The organism is Pseudomonas laurentiana (assembly GCF_014648275.1).
GTDB lineage: Bacteria > Pseudomonadota > Gammaproteobacteria > Pseudomonadales > Pseudomonadaceae > Aquipseudomonas > Aquipseudomonas laurentiana.
This window is the reverse complement of the sequence record NZ_BMQU01000011.1, coordinates 128913-142648: the sequence shown is the minus strand read 5'-3', so window position 1 is coordinate 142648 and position 13736 is coordinate 128913. Positions and strand designations below refer to the sequence as shown.

Annotated in this window: 20 protein-coding genes; 17 read left to right on the top strand and 3 right to left on the bottom strand. The window is 58.0% G+C overall.

What is annotated here, in order from left to right; genetic code table 11:
- Positions 1-126: 126 nt before the first annotated feature.
- Positions 127-336 (bottom strand): helix-turn-helix domain-containing protein, encoded by a 210-nt coding sequence (locus IE038_RS25480; RefSeq protein ID WP_163934014.1) that lies wholly within the window; start codon positions 334-336, stop codon positions 127-129.
- A gap of 117 nt (positions 337-453) precedes the next feature.
- On the opposite strand from IE038_RS25480, the gene IE038_RS13530 reads away from it, so the two are divergent.
- From IE038_RS13530 to IE038_RS13455, 16 genes are all read left to right on the top strand, one after another.
- The gene (locus IE038_RS13530) at positions 454-1266 is read left to right on the top strand and encodes a LexA family transcriptional regulator (protein ID WP_189395768.1); all 813 of its coding nucleotides are present in this window, start codon (positions 454-456) and stop codon (positions 1264-1266) included.
- A 116-nt stretch (positions 1267-1382) separates the two neighbouring features.
- Positions 1383-1571, top strand: coding sequence for a hypothetical protein (locus IE038_RS13525; RefSeq protein ID WP_163938157.1), 189 nt, complete (start codon positions 1383-1385; stop codon positions 1569-1571).
- Positions 1568-2140: a deoxynucleotide monophosphate kinase family protein gene (locus IE038_RS13520; protein WP_163938160.1), complete on the top strand. Its 573-nt coding sequence runs from the start codon at positions 1568-1570 to the stop codon at positions 2138-2140. Before IE038_RS13525 ends, IE038_RS13520 begins: the two co-directional genes overlap by 4 nt.
- A 48-nt stretch (positions 2141-2188) precedes the next feature.
- On the top strand, positions 2189-2431 hold the full coding sequence (locus IE038_RS13515) for a hypothetical protein (protein ID WP_163938181.1): 243 nt from the start codon (positions 2189-2191) through the stop codon (positions 2429-2431).
- Positions 2428-2799, top strand: coding sequence for a hypothetical protein (locus tag IE038_RS13510; RefSeq protein WP_163938163.1), 372 nt, complete (start codon positions 2428-2430; stop codon positions 2797-2799). Before IE038_RS13515 ends, IE038_RS13510 begins: the two co-directional genes overlap by 4 nt.
- Positions 2796-3035 carry a pyocin activator PrtN family protein gene (locus IE038_RS13505; protein WP_099774321.1) on the top strand — a complete coding sequence of 80 codons (240 nt, stop codon included), beginning with the start codon at positions 2796-2798 and terminating at the stop codon, positions 3033-3035. The genes IE038_RS13510 and IE038_RS13505 overlap by 4 nt, the downstream gene beginning before the upstream one ends.
- A 43-nt stretch (positions 3036-3078) precedes the next feature.
- Positions 3079-3426: a YfdP family phage-associated protein gene (locus IE038_RS13500; protein ID WP_099774320.1), complete on the top strand. Its 348-nt coding sequence runs from the start codon at positions 3079-3081 to the stop codon at positions 3424-3426.
- Between the two features lie 44 nt (positions 3427-3470).
- Positions 3471-4289: a DUF2303 family protein gene (locus IE038_RS13495; RefSeq protein ID WP_163938165.1), complete on the top strand. Its 819-nt coding sequence runs from the start codon at positions 3471-3473 to the stop codon at positions 4287-4289.
- 68 nt (positions 4290-4357) lie between these two features.
- Complete coding sequence (locus tag IE038_RS13490; RefSeq protein WP_163938168.1) at positions 4358-4855, top strand: hypothetical protein; 498 nt, start codon at positions 4358-4360, stop codon at positions 4853-4855.
- Positions 4852-6681 carry a DNA cytosine methyltransferase gene (locus tag IE038_RS13485; protein WP_163938170.1) on the top strand — a complete coding sequence of 610 codons (1830 nt, stop codon included), beginning with the start codon at positions 4852-4854 and terminating at the stop codon, positions 6679-6681. Before IE038_RS13490 ends, IE038_RS13485 begins: the two co-directional genes overlap by 4 nt.
- Positions 6678-6977 (top strand): hypothetical protein, encoded by a 300-nt coding sequence (locus tag IE038_RS13480; RefSeq protein ID WP_229775661.1) that lies wholly within the window; start codon positions 6678-6680, stop codon positions 6975-6977. Before IE038_RS13485 ends, IE038_RS13480 begins: the two co-directional genes overlap by 4 nt.
- Complete coding sequence (locus IE038_RS13475) at positions 6974-7177, top strand: hypothetical protein (protein WP_189395767.1); 204 nt, start codon at positions 6974-6976, stop codon at positions 7175-7177. The genes IE038_RS13480 and IE038_RS13475 overlap by 4 nt, the downstream gene beginning before the upstream one ends.
- Complete coding sequence (locus tag IE038_RS13470; RefSeq protein WP_163938151.1) at positions 7174-7362, top strand: hypothetical protein; 189 nt, start codon at positions 7174-7176, stop codon at positions 7360-7362. Before IE038_RS13475 ends, IE038_RS13470 begins: the two co-directional genes overlap by 4 nt.
- Positions 7359-7823 carry a hypothetical protein gene (locus IE038_RS13465; RefSeq protein WP_163938173.1) on the top strand — a complete coding sequence of 155 codons (465 nt, stop codon included), beginning with the start codon at positions 7359-7361 and terminating at the stop codon, positions 7821-7823. Before IE038_RS13470 ends, IE038_RS13465 begins: the two co-directional genes overlap by 4 nt.
- 199 nt (positions 7824-8022) lie before the next feature.
- Entirely contained in the window at positions 8023-8220 is a 198-nt protein-coding gene (xisR, locus tag IE038_RS13460; RefSeq protein WP_099773751.1) for an excisionase family protein, read from the top strand.
- A complete protein-coding gene (locus IE038_RS13455) occupies positions 8187-9464 on the top strand; it encodes a site-specific integrase (protein WP_189395766.1) in 1278 nt (425 codons plus the stop codon). The genes xisR and IE038_RS13455 overlap by 34 nt, the downstream gene beginning before the upstream one ends.
- Here IE038_RS13455 and IE038_RS13450 read toward each other — a convergent pair.
- Entirely contained in the window at positions 9424-9828 is a 405-nt protein-coding gene (locus IE038_RS13450; protein ID WP_163938175.1) for a hypothetical protein, read from the bottom strand. The two genes, IE038_RS13455 and IE038_RS13450, sit on opposite strands and share 41 nt — an antisense overlap.
- A gap of 15 nt (positions 9829-9843) precedes the next feature.
- The gene (locus tag IE038_RS13445; protein ID WP_189395765.1) at positions 9844-10632 is read right to left on the bottom strand and encodes a hypothetical protein; all 789 of its coding nucleotides are present in this window, start codon (positions 10630-10632) and stop codon (positions 9844-9846) included.
- A 418-nt stretch (positions 10633-11050) separates the two neighbouring features.
- Between IE038_RS13445 and mutS the strand changes: the two genes are divergently transcribed.
- A complete protein-coding gene (mutS, locus tag IE038_RS13440) occupies positions 11051-13621 on the top strand; it encodes a DNA mismatch repair protein MutS (protein WP_189395780.1) in 2571 nt (856 codons plus the stop codon).
- Positions 13622-13736: the final 115 nt, after the last annotated feature.

The following is a 13736-nucleotide window of genomic DNA, read 5'->3' as shown; positions in this document are numbered from 1 at the left end:
GTTTACGGTGTAGCCATAAAAGCGGGCACGCCCTATCCTATGACTACGACCGATGTGCATGTGCTGTGTGTCGTCGTAGCTGGGCCGGGATGATCTTGTGGTGAGAGGGTCCCGGCCCGGCGTCTTTTAAACAGCATTTGTTTTTTTGCGATTTCCAATGGGCCGTATTTCCACGGCCGTACACTCCCCAGCATCGTTGACTCTGATCCGTATGTCGCGAGCCGAGTTAATCATCTGTGATACCGCGCTTTGCGATACACACAGGAGTGCAGCAAGCTCTGGCTGCGTTCTACCCTTGGCGAACTCGCAAAGGGGAATACCAATCTCGTTGCTCATACCTACGTCCTCGAAAGGCTGCCAGCAATAGATATTAGTGTTACTTCTTTCTTGTCGCAAGCGAAAAATCAGCCCTACTGTTTGGTTAAAATAAGCTTCGCTTATAAATTTGATGGTATGACCTACGACCTGCTTACTCCGACACCAGAAATAAGAAGCGCTGAAGCTGCGCGCCTCAAGGCGATCTATCAGGCTAAAAAGCGTGAGGATCCCTCTCTAACCCAAGAGAAGCTTGCAGATGCCTGTGGTTGGGCTGGTCAGAGCGTGGTGAGCCAGTACATGAATGGCAAAATCCCACTGAACATTAGCGCCCTGTATCGACTCGCCGCATATCTAAATTTCCAGATTGACGAAGTCAGCCCACGCCTGGCAAAGCTCGCACGCATGCCAGTACTGGGAGCCCCACACGATAGTTTTGCCCCAAGTATCGGTGAAGCATCCAACCCCCAGATCGGACCAGAACTCATTCCAATCGAGGTTTGGGACGACAGCACGCCGCTCGGTAGCGACGAAGTAGAGCTGCCATTTTTCAAGGAAGTCGAGCTGTCAGCTGGTAAGGGTTCAGAGGTTATGCTGGAGACAAATGGCCGTAAGTTGCGCTTTGGTAAACGGACGCTGCAAAGAAAGCAGATCGACCCTGCATCTGCCGGTTGCGTCCCGGTTACCGGCAATAGCATGGAGCCCGTCTTGCCTGACGGAAGTACTGTGGGAGTAGATACCGCAGCGACTCAGGTTCAGGACGGCAAAATGTACGCTATCAATCATGACGGCCAATTGCGCGTGAAGCTGCTCTATAGGATGCCTGGTGGTGGCCTACGTCTGCGGAGTTACAACTCCGATGAGCATCCAGACGAGCGTTACGATGGCGACTATGTGGAGTCTCACATTCAGGTAATCGGCAAGGTTTTCTGGTATTCCGTACTACTGTAACCATAGGGCGCCGAGCAGCGCCCTAATTTTTGCACCAAAATATAAGTATCACTGTTGACATAATAAAGCAGTGGCACTAATTTTGTCGCGTACCCCCTCACCACAGAGTACGTGACATGAATTCCACACAGCACAGCACACCCTGCCAGGTGTACCTGCATCCAGCCGCCTGCAGCTCCCGCGCAGCGGTTGAGGCTATCCAGCGCCGCACCGGCCTGATGATCATCACCTCCCCCAAGGGCCGCGCCCAAGCCGTAAAAACCAGCAATGCCACCGGCGCCCCATTCGGGGGTGACGCAGCATGACCAAACTTCTGATTGGCCTGGCTGGCCGCGCCCGTTCCGGCAAAGACACCGCAGCAAAGCACCTGGTCAACACTCACAATCTCCAGGCATACGCGTTCGCCGACCCATTGCGTGACGGCCTGATGAACATTTTCAACCTGAGCCCATGCGACTTTGATGGTGATCGCAAGGAGCAGTCGATTGGCTGGCTCGGCAAATCGCCACGCGAGCTGATGCAATCCATCGGCACAGAGTGGGGCCGCAACTTGGTCCACCCGGAACTCTGGCTCTTGGTCGCAGAACAAAATCTCGCATTCCTGGCTGAAACGTATGACACCGCATCGGGCTTCGTCATCAGCGATCTGCGTTTCGAGAATGAAGCCGAGTTTGTCCGCAAGCGTGGAGGCGTAGTTATTCACCTGATCCGCCCTGACGCTCCAGAGGTCAATCCTCACAGCAGCGAACTGGGTATCGGCATTCAGGACAACGACCTGGTGCTACACAACATCGGTTCGCTGGAGGACCTGTACGGCCAGATCGACGAGTTCGTGCATGTGCTGGCTAAACGCGCTCAGCGCTTTGCAGCGTGAGGAACAGCCATGAACCGAACCCTCGACGCGACCGCCTCCCTGCTCGGCCTGAAGCCACGGACATTCCGTAAACGTCTGCGTGAAATCGGCATCCTGACCCAATCCGGCGAGCTTGCAAGCAAGCACCGGGATCGGGGTTACCTGTACGTCGACGCACGCAGCCGCTGGAACCCCAGCATCAACACCTTCAGCCACTACAGCGTGGTCATCGTGAAAGAGAAAGGCGTTGCCTGGCTCGCCAAGCAACTCGGCCTCGAAGTGACCCAACAGAGCAAGGACAACGTGGCATGAGCCAAAACGCTATCACCTCTGCAGTCGGTGCCCTGAAGCTGGTACCCATGTTCCTCAATCACCCTACGGTGATCAGTCGCGCCACTCTGACCGGCGCCGCTGCTGAGGCCCTAACACTGCTGGAGGGTATTCCCCCAGCAGCGGTAGAGCTGATCGAAGCCTTTCGCTGCGTCGAACAGGTGATCGCTGAAGGCCAGGTTGCCTACGTCACCCCAACCAACTCGCCAGAGTTCCCTCTGGGCGCAGTGGTAGCAGATGCCAATGGGCAAGTCTGCGCAGCCGCATCAGGAAAGACCAAAGAGGGGCTGGCAGAACTGATCCGCCTCAAGTTGCTGCCGCCCACTGAGGGGCGTGGGGAGACCCCATGAGCGACACGCTTAATCAGCTACGCCGCCAATGGACAACGCCCTGCCCAACTCTGACCGCTATTCGGGAGCACTACTTTCCGCACATCCGAACCGATCGCCATCTGCGGGACGAGATCAGGGCAGGCCGGATCAAACTCAAGCTCACCAAGCTGCACGGCTCGGCACGCGCCAAGCCTGTGGTTTATCTGCATGACCTTGCCGCCTACCTAGATGCACAGGCACAGCAAGCAGCATGACGGCGGCCCCGGCCTACAGGGGCATTCACCAGGAGCACAGCACATGAAAGCAACTGATACCAACGACTTTTTCAACTCACTCAATGCTGGCGTATTCAGCCAGCAGATTGGCCGCGCCCTCTCGGACGTTGCCGCCGGCGTTGTTGACCATAGCAAAGTCGGGGAAGTGACCATCAAGCTCAAGATCAAACAGATCGGCCAGAGCAACCAAGTCGCCATCAGCCACACCCTGGACTTTGTCGAGCCCACCAAGCGTGGTAAACGCCGCGAAGACACCACCCTGGACACCCCGCTTTACGTAACTGCTCAAGGGCTGACCCTGTTCCAGACAGACCCGACCGCGCAGCTGTTTACCCGCGACGAAGCCCCGGTCAAGGCCCGCGAAGTTTAAGCCCCGAGCTGCACCAAAACCTCTCACCAAAAAGGAAATACCCGATGTCCCTGAACAAAGACACCCTTGAACTGATCATCGACAACGCAGCAGCAGCGCGAGAATTGCCGATGACTTATGTGCCCGTAGTCGCCCTACCGGATAACGTTCAGGTCCGCAGCCTGGAACACCTCCAACTGAATCGGTCGCGTTTCCGCGGAATGCTGAACACCAATAGCCTTCACGACTTCGCAGACTACGTGCTGGCGCAATCCTCGGAGACCACCGCTCGAGGCTTTGTCGATCAGGACAGCATGAGCTGCACTGTCTTCTTCAACCTGGGTGATTCAACCCTGCCGGGCCATGGCGACGACTTGGCCAAACTGGCGCTGAAGCCAACCGCCGCTTACCAGGCGCTGACTGCCATCGCCGGCAAGCAGCTCACTCAGCGCGAGCTGGCCGAATGGATGGAAGACTGGCACGCCAGCCTGACCGCGATCCAAGATACCGGCACCCAGCTCGCCATCGGCGCGGCTGTGAACGCTGTGCGCAACATCACCATCAAGGCAAGTTCCGCCGCGAACCACTCCGAACACAACTTCGGAGCCTCACGCAGCGCCATGGACAGCATCGAAGCGGCCAGCGATGACATCCGCATCGACGCCCTGCATTTCACCTTCGCTCCTTATGAAGGCCTGGGCGAGCGCACCTTTACCCTCAAGCTCAGCATCCTGACTGGCGGCGACAAACCCGCGCTCAAGCTCCGCTGGGTCGGCAAGGAAGTGCAGCAGGAAGAAATCGCCCAAGAGTTCAAAGCAGTCCTCAGCCAGGAAGTCGGCGGCGCAGCCACCCTCACCCTGGGCACCTTCAGCGTAGGCAAATAACACCATCGCCCGCCGCCGACCTCTCACCAAAGATCACGGCGGCGGGCACCCTAAACGGAGCACAGCACATGCAACAAAATTACATCCTCGCACTGGCCACCCTGTGGCTCTTCACGCTTGCGATCCTGCCGTTCCTGTTCAGTGTCGCCCGACGCCGCGCCTTCGAGAACGGCCTGACAGCTGGAAAGGTCTCATGGCAAGCAGTGAACAATCACCACATCAAAGCACTAGAAAAGACCCTGGCCGACAAAGTCACGGAGCTTGAGGACGCGAAGCAGAATTTCACCCAGGCCATGAACGCCCGCCGCGATGTGATCGCCGAGCTGGAAGCCCGGATCATGTCTTACACCGGGCTCGCGGTGACCAAACTCGACCATGAGCAACTGACCAAAGCAGCAGAGACCCTGCAGCTCGCACAACGTACATGGGAAACGGCAAAGGGGACTGAACCTTGGTGCGTCAGGGCCCACAACGAACGCCTCAGCATCCAGGCCCTTGCTCGGCGCATTCACGAACAGCTTCGCACTACCCCGGCCAGCGCCGCGAAGGCAGGGGAAGCAGCATGACGGTAGCCCAACAGATCAATTTGGCGGGAGCACAGCAACACGCCCTGCCCTTCCAGCGCGAGCTTTATGTGGACCTGTTTGCCGGTGCCGGCGGGGCCAGCAGTGGCGGGGCCCGCGTCTACCGCGATCCCGACGTGGCCATCAACCACAACCCAGTCGCTATCGCAGTCCATCGAGCGAACCATCGCAACACCCGCCACTACATCAGCGACATCTACGAGGTCGACCCACTGCAGGCGACCGGCGGTCAACCTGTCGGCATCCTGTGGGCCTCGCCAGACTGCCGCCATTTCAGCAAGGCGAAAGGCGGCGCCCCACGCAGTAAGAGCGTGCGCTCGCTACCTTGGGTCGTGGTTCGCTGGGTCTACGCGACCCGCCCACGCCTGTTCCTGATGGAAAACGTCGAAGAGTTCCAGGCCTGGGGCCCACTGGACGACCAGGGCAAGCCGATCAAGTCGGACATGGGCCGCACCTTCAAGGCTTTCGTCGCCTGCCTCACCACCGGCCTCGCAGCCGATCACCCGGACATGGGCGAGATCATCGATTGCATCGGCCAGTGGGTGCCAACAGACGCCTTGGTGCGCGGACTGGGTTGCGAAGTGCAATGGCGTGAGCGCCGCGCTTCGAACGCAGGATCACCCACCATCCGTAAGCGTCTGTTTCTCATCGGCCGCACCGATGGCCGTCCCATCGTGTGGACGAAACCGAAACGACACGAGAACCCCAAGCCGGGCCAACTGCCGTGGCGAACCGCCGCCGAGTGCATTGACTTCACCGACCTGGGCAAAAGCCTGTTCACCCGAAAACGACCGCTGGTGGACAACACATGCCGCCGCGTAGCCAAGGGCTTCTGGCGCCATACCGTCATGGCTGAGCAGCCATTCGTGCTCCAACTGGACGAGCAACAGCTGGCAGCGGCGAGCCTTACCGAATTTGCTAACGCGAGCACTCAGCGGACGTTCAGTGCCACCGAGCCGCTGCGCACTCAGGTTGCGCAGATCAAGGGCGGCCACTTCGCCCTGGCTGCAGCACACCTCACTCACCTGACCCATCACGGGGACCGTTCGGGCTACCCAATGACCGAGGCGACCCGCACGATCACCGGCGCCAACCGAGGCGAGCAGGCTCTGGTCACCGCCTCCATGATCACCCTGCGCAAAGGCTCCATCGGCAACGGCATGGGCCAGCCCGTCAATGCCCTTACCACCAACAGCGGTCACCACGCGGTCGCAGCATGCCACTTCGAGCAGGCGAACGGCGGATTCTACAAGGGTGATGGCCGAGCAGCCAAAGCGCCACTGAGCACGATTCTCGGACGCGGCACCAATCAACGCCTGGCCTCTGCGTACCTGGTGAAGTACTACGGAACGGGCGGCCAATGGCAAGGCATGGGCGAACCTATGCACACCCTGCCGACCAAGGAACGCATGGCATTGGTCACCATAATCCAGGTGCCCGCCGCGATCCTGCCGCCCGAACTGATGGAGAAAGCCCGCAAGTGCGCCCGCTTCCTGCACAAGTACCTGCCGGAACACTTCCCCGAGCCGGTCGACGTGGTGTTGCTGGGCGAACACGCCCTGGTCGACTTCACCCTGCGCATGCTCAAGGCCCCCGAGCTAAAGCTCGCCCAGGGCTTCAGCCCCGACTACATCCTTGATCGCGGCCTGTTCGAGAACCCGGAAACCGGGCAGCTGGAGTGGCGCCCCATCAAGAACACTGACCAGATCCGCTTGATCGGCAACAGCGTCTGCCCCGACGAAGCGGAAGACCTGATCGCCGCCAACGCGAAAGACCTGATCGATCTTTATCAGCAGGAGGCCGCATGACCAACAACGCTCATCGCTGGGAGTGCGTCGAGCTGGACGGCGATGAACTGCACAGCTGCAAGAAGTGCCGCCGACAGACCCAAGCCCCCCGCCCAGAAACCAACGACTGCCCGGTTTCCGACGCAGAACACAGCGCCGCCGCTTGGCTCGGCCAGGCCGGGCTGTACGCGAGTCGCTTGGAAGCCATGCGTAATGGCGAGCAACTACTGCGCCCCGTCTCTCAAAAGGAACTGCTGCAGCATGCCCGACACTCGCTGTTCCCGAGCCGCGAGGGCAATGGAGGGGTGACACCATGATCAACCCGGTACGCACCTGGCAACTGATCAGCCTGCTGTTGGCTGCTGTACTTGCCGCCTCCCTCATAGCCCTGCATCAGCACGCGACAACCGGCCAGCGCGCAACTGGCACGTTACCGACTGCTAACAGCCTCAGCGATGCACCGACTCTTGTACTGAGCCCTACAGCCCGCCGCCCCCATGAGAGGTATTCGCTGTGAACACCACGACGACCTATCAACCGGCAGTCCGGACAGCAAAGGGAATGCAGCCGCTGGTACGACCAGCCATGTCCATCATCTGCGACGTGTGCGGCAAAGCACGGACTCGCAAGGGCGGCCACGACAAATGCTCCAAGATCCGCCAAGCAGCGGGCTTCATCATCAAGCGGGAGACCAAGGCATGAGCGTCGATATCCTAAAGCTGAAGGCGCTCGCCACAGCGGCGAAACGCGATCAGTACGACTACGTAGCACTCAACGACTACGGCATGGCGATGCCGCCAGCGGTGACTTTGGAGTTGATCGCAGAAATCGAGCGCCACCGCCAGGTAAACGCCGAGGGCGGTTCGCCCGACAACAACATCCTGCCGGTAGTGGCGGTCGAGGGCGACCAACTGGTGATCCGTATTACCACCGAGTGCTTGCTCCATGCTGTCACATGCTCCTCGCAGTGGCCAGCCAACGAAGCCGGCTCGCCGATCAGCGTCATCAACGGGCCGCTGATGGTAAAGGAAATCATCCACGAGCTGCAGCGCGAGGACGAACAGGGCACAAACTCGATGCACCGCATGCTTGACGAGGCCGCCCTAGCCGCTTTGGACAATGGTAGTGAAGCAGTGAGTTATGACGACGAGGCGCACCCATGACCAACCAGCAAACCACTCGCACCCGTCCGCCCATGGCCTCGCACAGCCTCGACTTGCCTGCCATCTGCGATGTTTGCGGCCAGGGCAGGTCGACCCGACGACACACAAAATGCAGCCAGATCCGCCAACAGCGCGAGAGCGAAAAATGGGCCGCCTACATGGCCAACGTGAACGCGAAACGAGCATTGGGGAGACACGCATGAGCCTTCCGCGCTGGGTAATGATCAAACGAGCAGCCGAACTCACCGGGTACAGCGAGGATGCCATCAGGCACAAGGTCAAAGACGGCACCTGGGCACAGGGCCGGATCTGGCGCAAAGCCCCCGATGGACGCATTGCAATCAACATGACGGAGTACGACAAGTGGGCAGAGAGCGCACCGCAGGAAGCGGCTTAGAGATCGAGCTGGCAAAGCATAAAGGCATCGAGATACACGGCGGCAATTTACGCGTCGTGTTCATGTGGCGCCGCATTCGTTGCCGGGAGTCCTTAGGACTCCCTATCACCAAAGCCAACATCAAGCATGCCGCCCTACTCAGGGCGGCGATTCTTCATGAAATCAAAATAGGGACGTTCGACTATGGCCGGCACTTCCCAAACTCCAAGCACGCCAATAACTACAGCACAGCAAAGGATGAACGCCTATCCGCACTCGTGGCCCGATACAAGCCGCTGAAAGCTGTGGATATCACGCCGATGACAGAAGAGAAGTACGGCTATGCACTGGACATCTGCGTGGACCTGATCGGCGCAGACCGCCTCGCCGGAGTACTGCTACCCGAGGATATCCAGTTACTGCGAACGAAGCTGATCGCTGACCGTGCACCGTCAACGAGCAACCACTACCTCGCAACTTTCGCCGGGTTCCTCACCTGGTGCGAGAGCAACCGCTACTGCAAAGCAGGCCTAGCCGCTGCCTGTACTCGCTTCGCAATGAGTGACAAAGATCCAGATCCGCTGACACAGGATGAGTTTGAACAGCTGATCAGTAAGGGGTGCCTACACCCACAGGATGTTGCAGCAGTCACGCTAGCCGTTTACACCGGGATTCGACCCGGGGAAATGTGCGCGCTAGCTGCAGAAGATGTCGACCTTACCACCGGGCAGATCCACATATCCCGTGCAATCACCGCCGACAAAACCTTCAAAGTACCCAAGACCGGTAAACCACGCTCAGTCTTGCTGATGCCCCCGGCGCTGGAAGCATGCCGCACTTTGCTGGGACTGGTAGCTGATCACCCGAAACAGCATATCAAGGTCTACCACAACCGACATGAGAGCAGAGACGAGTTGGTCACCCCCCTACTATCACCAACAACCCAGGCCAGGAAGAAGCTCATCAACCACTGGTTTGTGTCGACGGCATGGAACACTAAGTGGGCCACGATCCAGCGCCGAGCGGGAATCCGACCGCGCCGACCATACCAAACCCGACATACCTATGCGTGCTGGTGCCTTACTGCTGGAGGAAACTTAGCTTTCATTGCCAAACAGATGGGGCACAAGGACTTCACAATGCTTGTAGAGGTATACGCCAAGTGGATAGACAGCGAATCCTCATTTGAGCTAGAACGAATCTGGAAGAGTTTGAAGGCAGAATTCAAGCAGCCGCAGATGAAAGCAACTCTTCAAACTCCTTAAGCCGCGATTCACAGCGCGCGAGATGGTCTCGCGCTGTTAACTGGCTTATGGTTTCATCGATTTCGTAATCAGCATCACAGCGGCCTTGATGCAATTGCTTCAGGGAATAACCAAGCCTGCGAAGCTTCAGACGAAGTGGCTTATCAGCCTGCATGTTATCTTCGAAGAACTTAGAAAGCTTCCTATGAGTAGGCCCCGAAAAGTCACTTACCGGTGGAACACTTACAGAATCGCCATACTCCAAGGCAGCATGATACACAGCATAGTAGGAGCGCGACATCGAGTTGCGACGGCTAAATTCACAATCTTCGATCTTGATTGCGCCATCGGCGTAGACGAGAAAGTCCTTGTAACTAATAGTCATGAGCTAGACTAGTCCTTAAGCCACATTATGTTCTTCTGGGGTTCCGTGCCAATCACATACCGTGAAGACCAACCTATTCCAGGCCTCAATGTGCTCAGCACCGGCCATAGCTTCAGCTATACCTTCATTGATTTCAAACAATGCATCGCAAGACCGGGTTTTCAATTTAATACTGACATCAACGTGCGGAACATCATCGAAGCTTCCAGTATCAAAATTTATGGCCTCGATGGCATTCCTGTAACCCTTGCGCCAAATTAGATCCTGTACGAGATCCATACTCAACTTTAAGTCTTGATAAGAAACCTTGGCTCTAGCCAATTTCCCCTGAAGGCTAACGATATAACTCACCGAGCTTGAGCTGGCCGGATCTTTATCTGGGTTAGCTCTTGCAAAACGTTGTAACGTCCGCTCAAACTCATTTAAATCGCCAGTATAAATCATTGCATGCGCAACCTCTTCAAGGACCTCTTCCGTGGGGGCCGCATCAAATGCCCGAAGAAGTATTTGCAATGCCTCAGGACCTGCACCTAACCGCTTAAGTGAAAAAGCATAGTTTTCGAGAAAAATCGTTTCCGAAGAAAGTTTCAATGATTTTTCATGATTACTTATCGACTCTGCTTTATCACCCACAACGGAGTAAAACATGCCCATTATCATATAGTACTGACAGGCATCAACACCTTTGAGCTGCTCAATCTCTCGTCTGATGCGCCGCAATTCGAACTCAGAATGCTCCTCGCGACTCGCGAGCAGATTAATCTGGTCGGTAATATTGTGAGCAATCGTGAGCTGAACAGGCATCAATCCCCCTGAAGCTGATCATCCTGATCAGCGCGGTCAACCCTTCACCGAGACGCACATCTGAGGTGAAGTGTAAACGAAATCTAGAAACAAGCCATAAAGTGCATCGGCGTGCAGGATAACCACCCACTGCCTTCTCTAAGAAGGCAGTGGGTGGTTATCCTGCAGCGAGCAAGAGAGAGGCATAGGTCGGCATTAAGCCAGTAGTCAAGCCTCAGGTCAATCAGGAGATCCTGTCTTCTGTAGCCCCAGAGGGTGCTTCGACTTCTCACAAGAAGCCACGCCTCGTGGTACCCTGCACAGCTCAAGACTGCTGCCTGGCAGAAATATCAGCAAAGGGCAGACTAATGGTTGAAATGCCCCAAAATTGCCCCAGCGCCGAAGCCAACTATCAGCTAACCTATTGATGAATAAAGCAATTTCCGATTTTTCCGCACACACCCCGATGATGCAGCAATACTGGAAGCTGAAGAACCAGCACCCAGACCAGCTGATGTTCTACCGCATGGGCGATTTCTACGAAATCTTCTACGAAGATGCGAAGAAAGCCGCAAAACTCCTGGACATTACCCTGACTGCCCGCGGGCAGTCAGCGGGCCAGTCAATCCCCATGTGCGGTATCCCCTTCCATGCAGCAGAAGGCTACCTGGCCAAGCTAGTGAAGCTGGGCGAGTCGGTGGTGATCTGCGAGCAGATCGGTGATCCGGCAACCAGCAAAGGCCCGGTCGAGCGCCAGGTCGTGCGCATCATCACACCGGGCACGGTCAGCGATGAAGCGCTGCTCGATGAACGCCGTGACAACCTGATCGCTGCCGTGCTGGGCGATGAGCGCCTGTTCGGCCTGGCTGTCCTGGATATCACCAGCGGCAACTTCACCGTCCAGGAACTCAAAGGCTGGGAGAACCTGCTGGCTGAGCTGGAACGGATCAACCCGGTGGAGCTGCTGATCCCGGACGACTGGCCACAGGGTTTGCCTGCCGAGAAGCGTCGTGGCGCCAGGCGCCGCGCGCCCTGGGACTTTGACCGTGATTCCGCCCGCAAGAGCCTGTGCCAGCAGTTCGCAACCCAAGACCTCAAAGGTTTTGGCTGCGAGAAGCTGACCCTGGCCATCGGTGCCGCCGGTTGCCTGCTCGGCTACGCCAAGGAAACCCAGCGTACCGCCCTGCCCCATCTGCGCAGCCTCAAACATGAACGGCTGGACGATACCGTCGTGCTTGACGGCGCCAGCCGCCGCAACCTTGAACTGGACGTCAACCTTGCGGGCGGGCGCGACAATACCCTGCAGTCGGTCATCGACCGCTGCCAGACCGCCATGGGCAGCCGCTTGCTGACCCGTTGGTTGAACCGCCCCCTGCGCGACCTGAAGGTACTGCTGGCACGCCAGAGCTCCATTCGCTGCCTGCTCGATGGCTACCGCTTTGAAAAGCTGCAACCGCAGTTGAAGGAAATCGGTGATATCGAGCGGATCCTGGCCCGGATCGGCTTGCGTAATGCCCGCCCTCGTGACCTGGCTCGCCTGCGCGATGCGCTGGGTGCATTGCCTGAGCTGCAAAACGCAATGGCCGAGCTGGAGGCACCGCACCTGGCACGTCTGGCGGCTATCGCCGGCACCTACCCGGAGCTGGCTGACCTGCTGCAAAAAGCGATCATCGACAATCCACCTGCGGTAATCCGCGACGGCGGCGTCCTCAAGACGGGCTATGACAGCGAGCTCGACGAACTGCTGTCGATGAGCGAGAACGCCGGCCAGTTCCTGATTGACCTGGAAGCCCGCGAGAAGGCTCGTACCGGCCTGGCCAACCTCAAGGTCGGCTACAACCGTGTCCATGGTTACTTCATCGAACTGCCCAGCAAGCAAGCTGAACAGGCGCCTGCCGACTACATCCGTCGCCAGACCCTCAAAGGTGCCGAGCGTTTTATCACGCCCGAGCTGAAAACCTTTGAAGACAAGGCGCTGTCAGCCAAAAGCCGCGCCTTGGCGCGAGAGAAAATGCTCTATGAGGCACTGCTGGAAAACCTGATCAGCCATCTACCCCCCCTGCAGGACACCGCAGCGGCACTGGCCGAACTGGACGTGCTGAGCAACCTTGCAGAGCGCGCGCTGAACCTCGATCTGAACTGCCCAACGTTCGTTGACGAACCCTGCATGCGGATCAATCAGGGGCGCCACCCGGTGGTCGAGCAGGTACTGACCACGCCGTTCGTGGCAAACGATCTGGCACTCGATGACAACACCCGCATGCTGGTGATTACCGGTCCGAACATGGGCGGTAAATCCACCTACATGCGCCAGACCGCACTAATCGTGCTCATGGCGCACATCGGCAGCTTCGTACCAGCCGCCAGCTGCGAGCTGTCACTGGTTGACCGTATCTTCACCCGAATTGGCTCAAGTGACGACCTGGCGGGTGGCCGCTCGACCTTTATGGTCGAGATGAGCGAAACCGCCAATATCCTGCACAACGCCACCGAACGCAGCCTGGTGCTGATGGATGAAGTCGGGCGCGGTACCAGCACCTTCGACGGCCTGTCGCTGGCCTGGGCTGCGGCCGAACGTCTGGCGCAACTGCGTGCCTATACGCTGTTCGCCACGCACTACTTCGAGTTGACCGTACTGCCGGAAAGCGAACCGCTGGTAGCCAACGTGCACCTCAATGCCACTGAACACAACGAACGCATCGTGTTCCTGCACCATGTACTGCCTGGCCCTGCCAGCCAGAGCTATGGCCTCGCGGTTGCCCAACTGGCCGGTGTACCTGGCCCGGTCATTCAGCGTGCCCGCGAACACCTGAGCCGCCTGGAAACCGCAAGCCTGCCGCATGACGCAGCGCCTGTAGCCAGTAGAGGCGCGCCAGCAGTGCCGCACCAGAGCGATCTGTTCGCCAGCCTGCCGCACCCGGTGCTGGAGGAAATCAGCAAAACCGATATTGATAACCTGACACCTCGTCAGGCGCTCGAAATGCTCTATACACTAAAGACTCTGATCTAACGCACTGCCCCACAAGCTGATAGAATCCCGCGCGGTTTGGCGACACTGCAGATTATTAGCCTGGTCTGCAGCCATCTACCAAACCTCGCGACCCTGTCTGGAAGGGCCGTGCTGC

What these genes read in the sequence shown, in the direction of transcription:
- IE038_RS25480 (WP_163934014.1), bottom strand. Translation starts at nt 336, where the DNA reads ATGAGCAACGAGATTGGTATTCCCCTTTGCGAGTTCGCCAAGGGTAGA.
- IE038_RS13530 (WP_189395768.1), top strand. Translation starts at nt 454, where the DNA reads ATGACCTACGACCTGCTTACTCCGACACCAGAAATAAGAAGCGCTGAA.
- IE038_RS13525 (WP_163938157.1), top strand. Translation starts at nt 1,383, where the DNA reads ATGAATTCCACACAGCACAGCACACCCTGCCAGGTGTACCTGCATCCA.
- IE038_RS13520 (WP_163938160.1), top strand. Translation starts at nt 1,568, where the DNA reads ATGACCAAACTTCTGATTGGCCTGGCTGGCCGCGCCCGTTCCGGCAAA.
- IE038_RS13510 (WP_163938163.1), top strand. Translation starts at nt 2,428, where the DNA reads ATGAGCCAAAACGCTATCACCTCTGCAGTCGGTGCCCTGAAGCTGGTA.
- IE038_RS13505 (WP_099774321.1), top strand. Translation starts at nt 2,796, where the DNA reads ATGAGCGACACGCTTAATCAGCTACGCCGCCAATGGACAACGCCCTGC.
- IE038_RS13500 (WP_099774320.1), top strand. Translation starts at nt 3,079, where the DNA reads ATGAAAGCAACTGATACCAACGACTTTTTCAACTCACTCAATGCTGGC.
- IE038_RS13495 (WP_163938165.1), top strand. Translation starts at nt 3,471, where the DNA reads ATGTCCCTGAACAAAGACACCCTTGAACTGATCATCGACAACGCAGCA.
- IE038_RS13490 (WP_163938168.1), top strand. Translation starts at nt 4,358, where the DNA reads ATGCAACAAAATTACATCCTCGCACTGGCCACCCTGTGGCTCTTCACG.
- IE038_RS13485 (WP_163938170.1), top strand. Translation starts at nt 4,852, where the DNA reads ATGACGGTAGCCCAACAGATCAATTTGGCGGGAGCACAGCAACACGCC.
- IE038_RS13480 (WP_229775661.1), top strand. Translation starts at nt 6,678, where the DNA reads ATGACCAACAACGCTCATCGCTGGGAGTGCGTCGAGCTGGACGGCGAT.
- IE038_RS13475 (WP_189395767.1), top strand. Translation starts at nt 6,974, where the DNA reads ATGATCAACCCGGTACGCACCTGGCAACTGATCAGCCTGCTGTTGGCT.
- IE038_RS13465 (WP_163938173.1), top strand. Translation starts at nt 7,359, where the DNA reads ATGAGCGTCGATATCCTAAAGCTGAAGGCGCTCGCCACAGCGGCGAAA.
- xisR (WP_099773751.1), top strand. Translation starts at nt 8,023, where the DNA reads ATGAGCCTTCCGCGCTGGGTAATGATCAAACGAGCAGCCGAACTCACC.
- IE038_RS13450 (WP_163938175.1), bottom strand. Translation starts at nt 9,828, where the DNA reads ATGACTATTAGTTACAAGGACTTTCTCGTCTACGCCGATGGCGCAATC.
- IE038_RS13445 (WP_189395765.1), bottom strand. Translation starts at nt 10,632, where the DNA reads ATGCCTGTTCAGCTCACGATTGCTCACAATATTACCGACCAGATTAAT.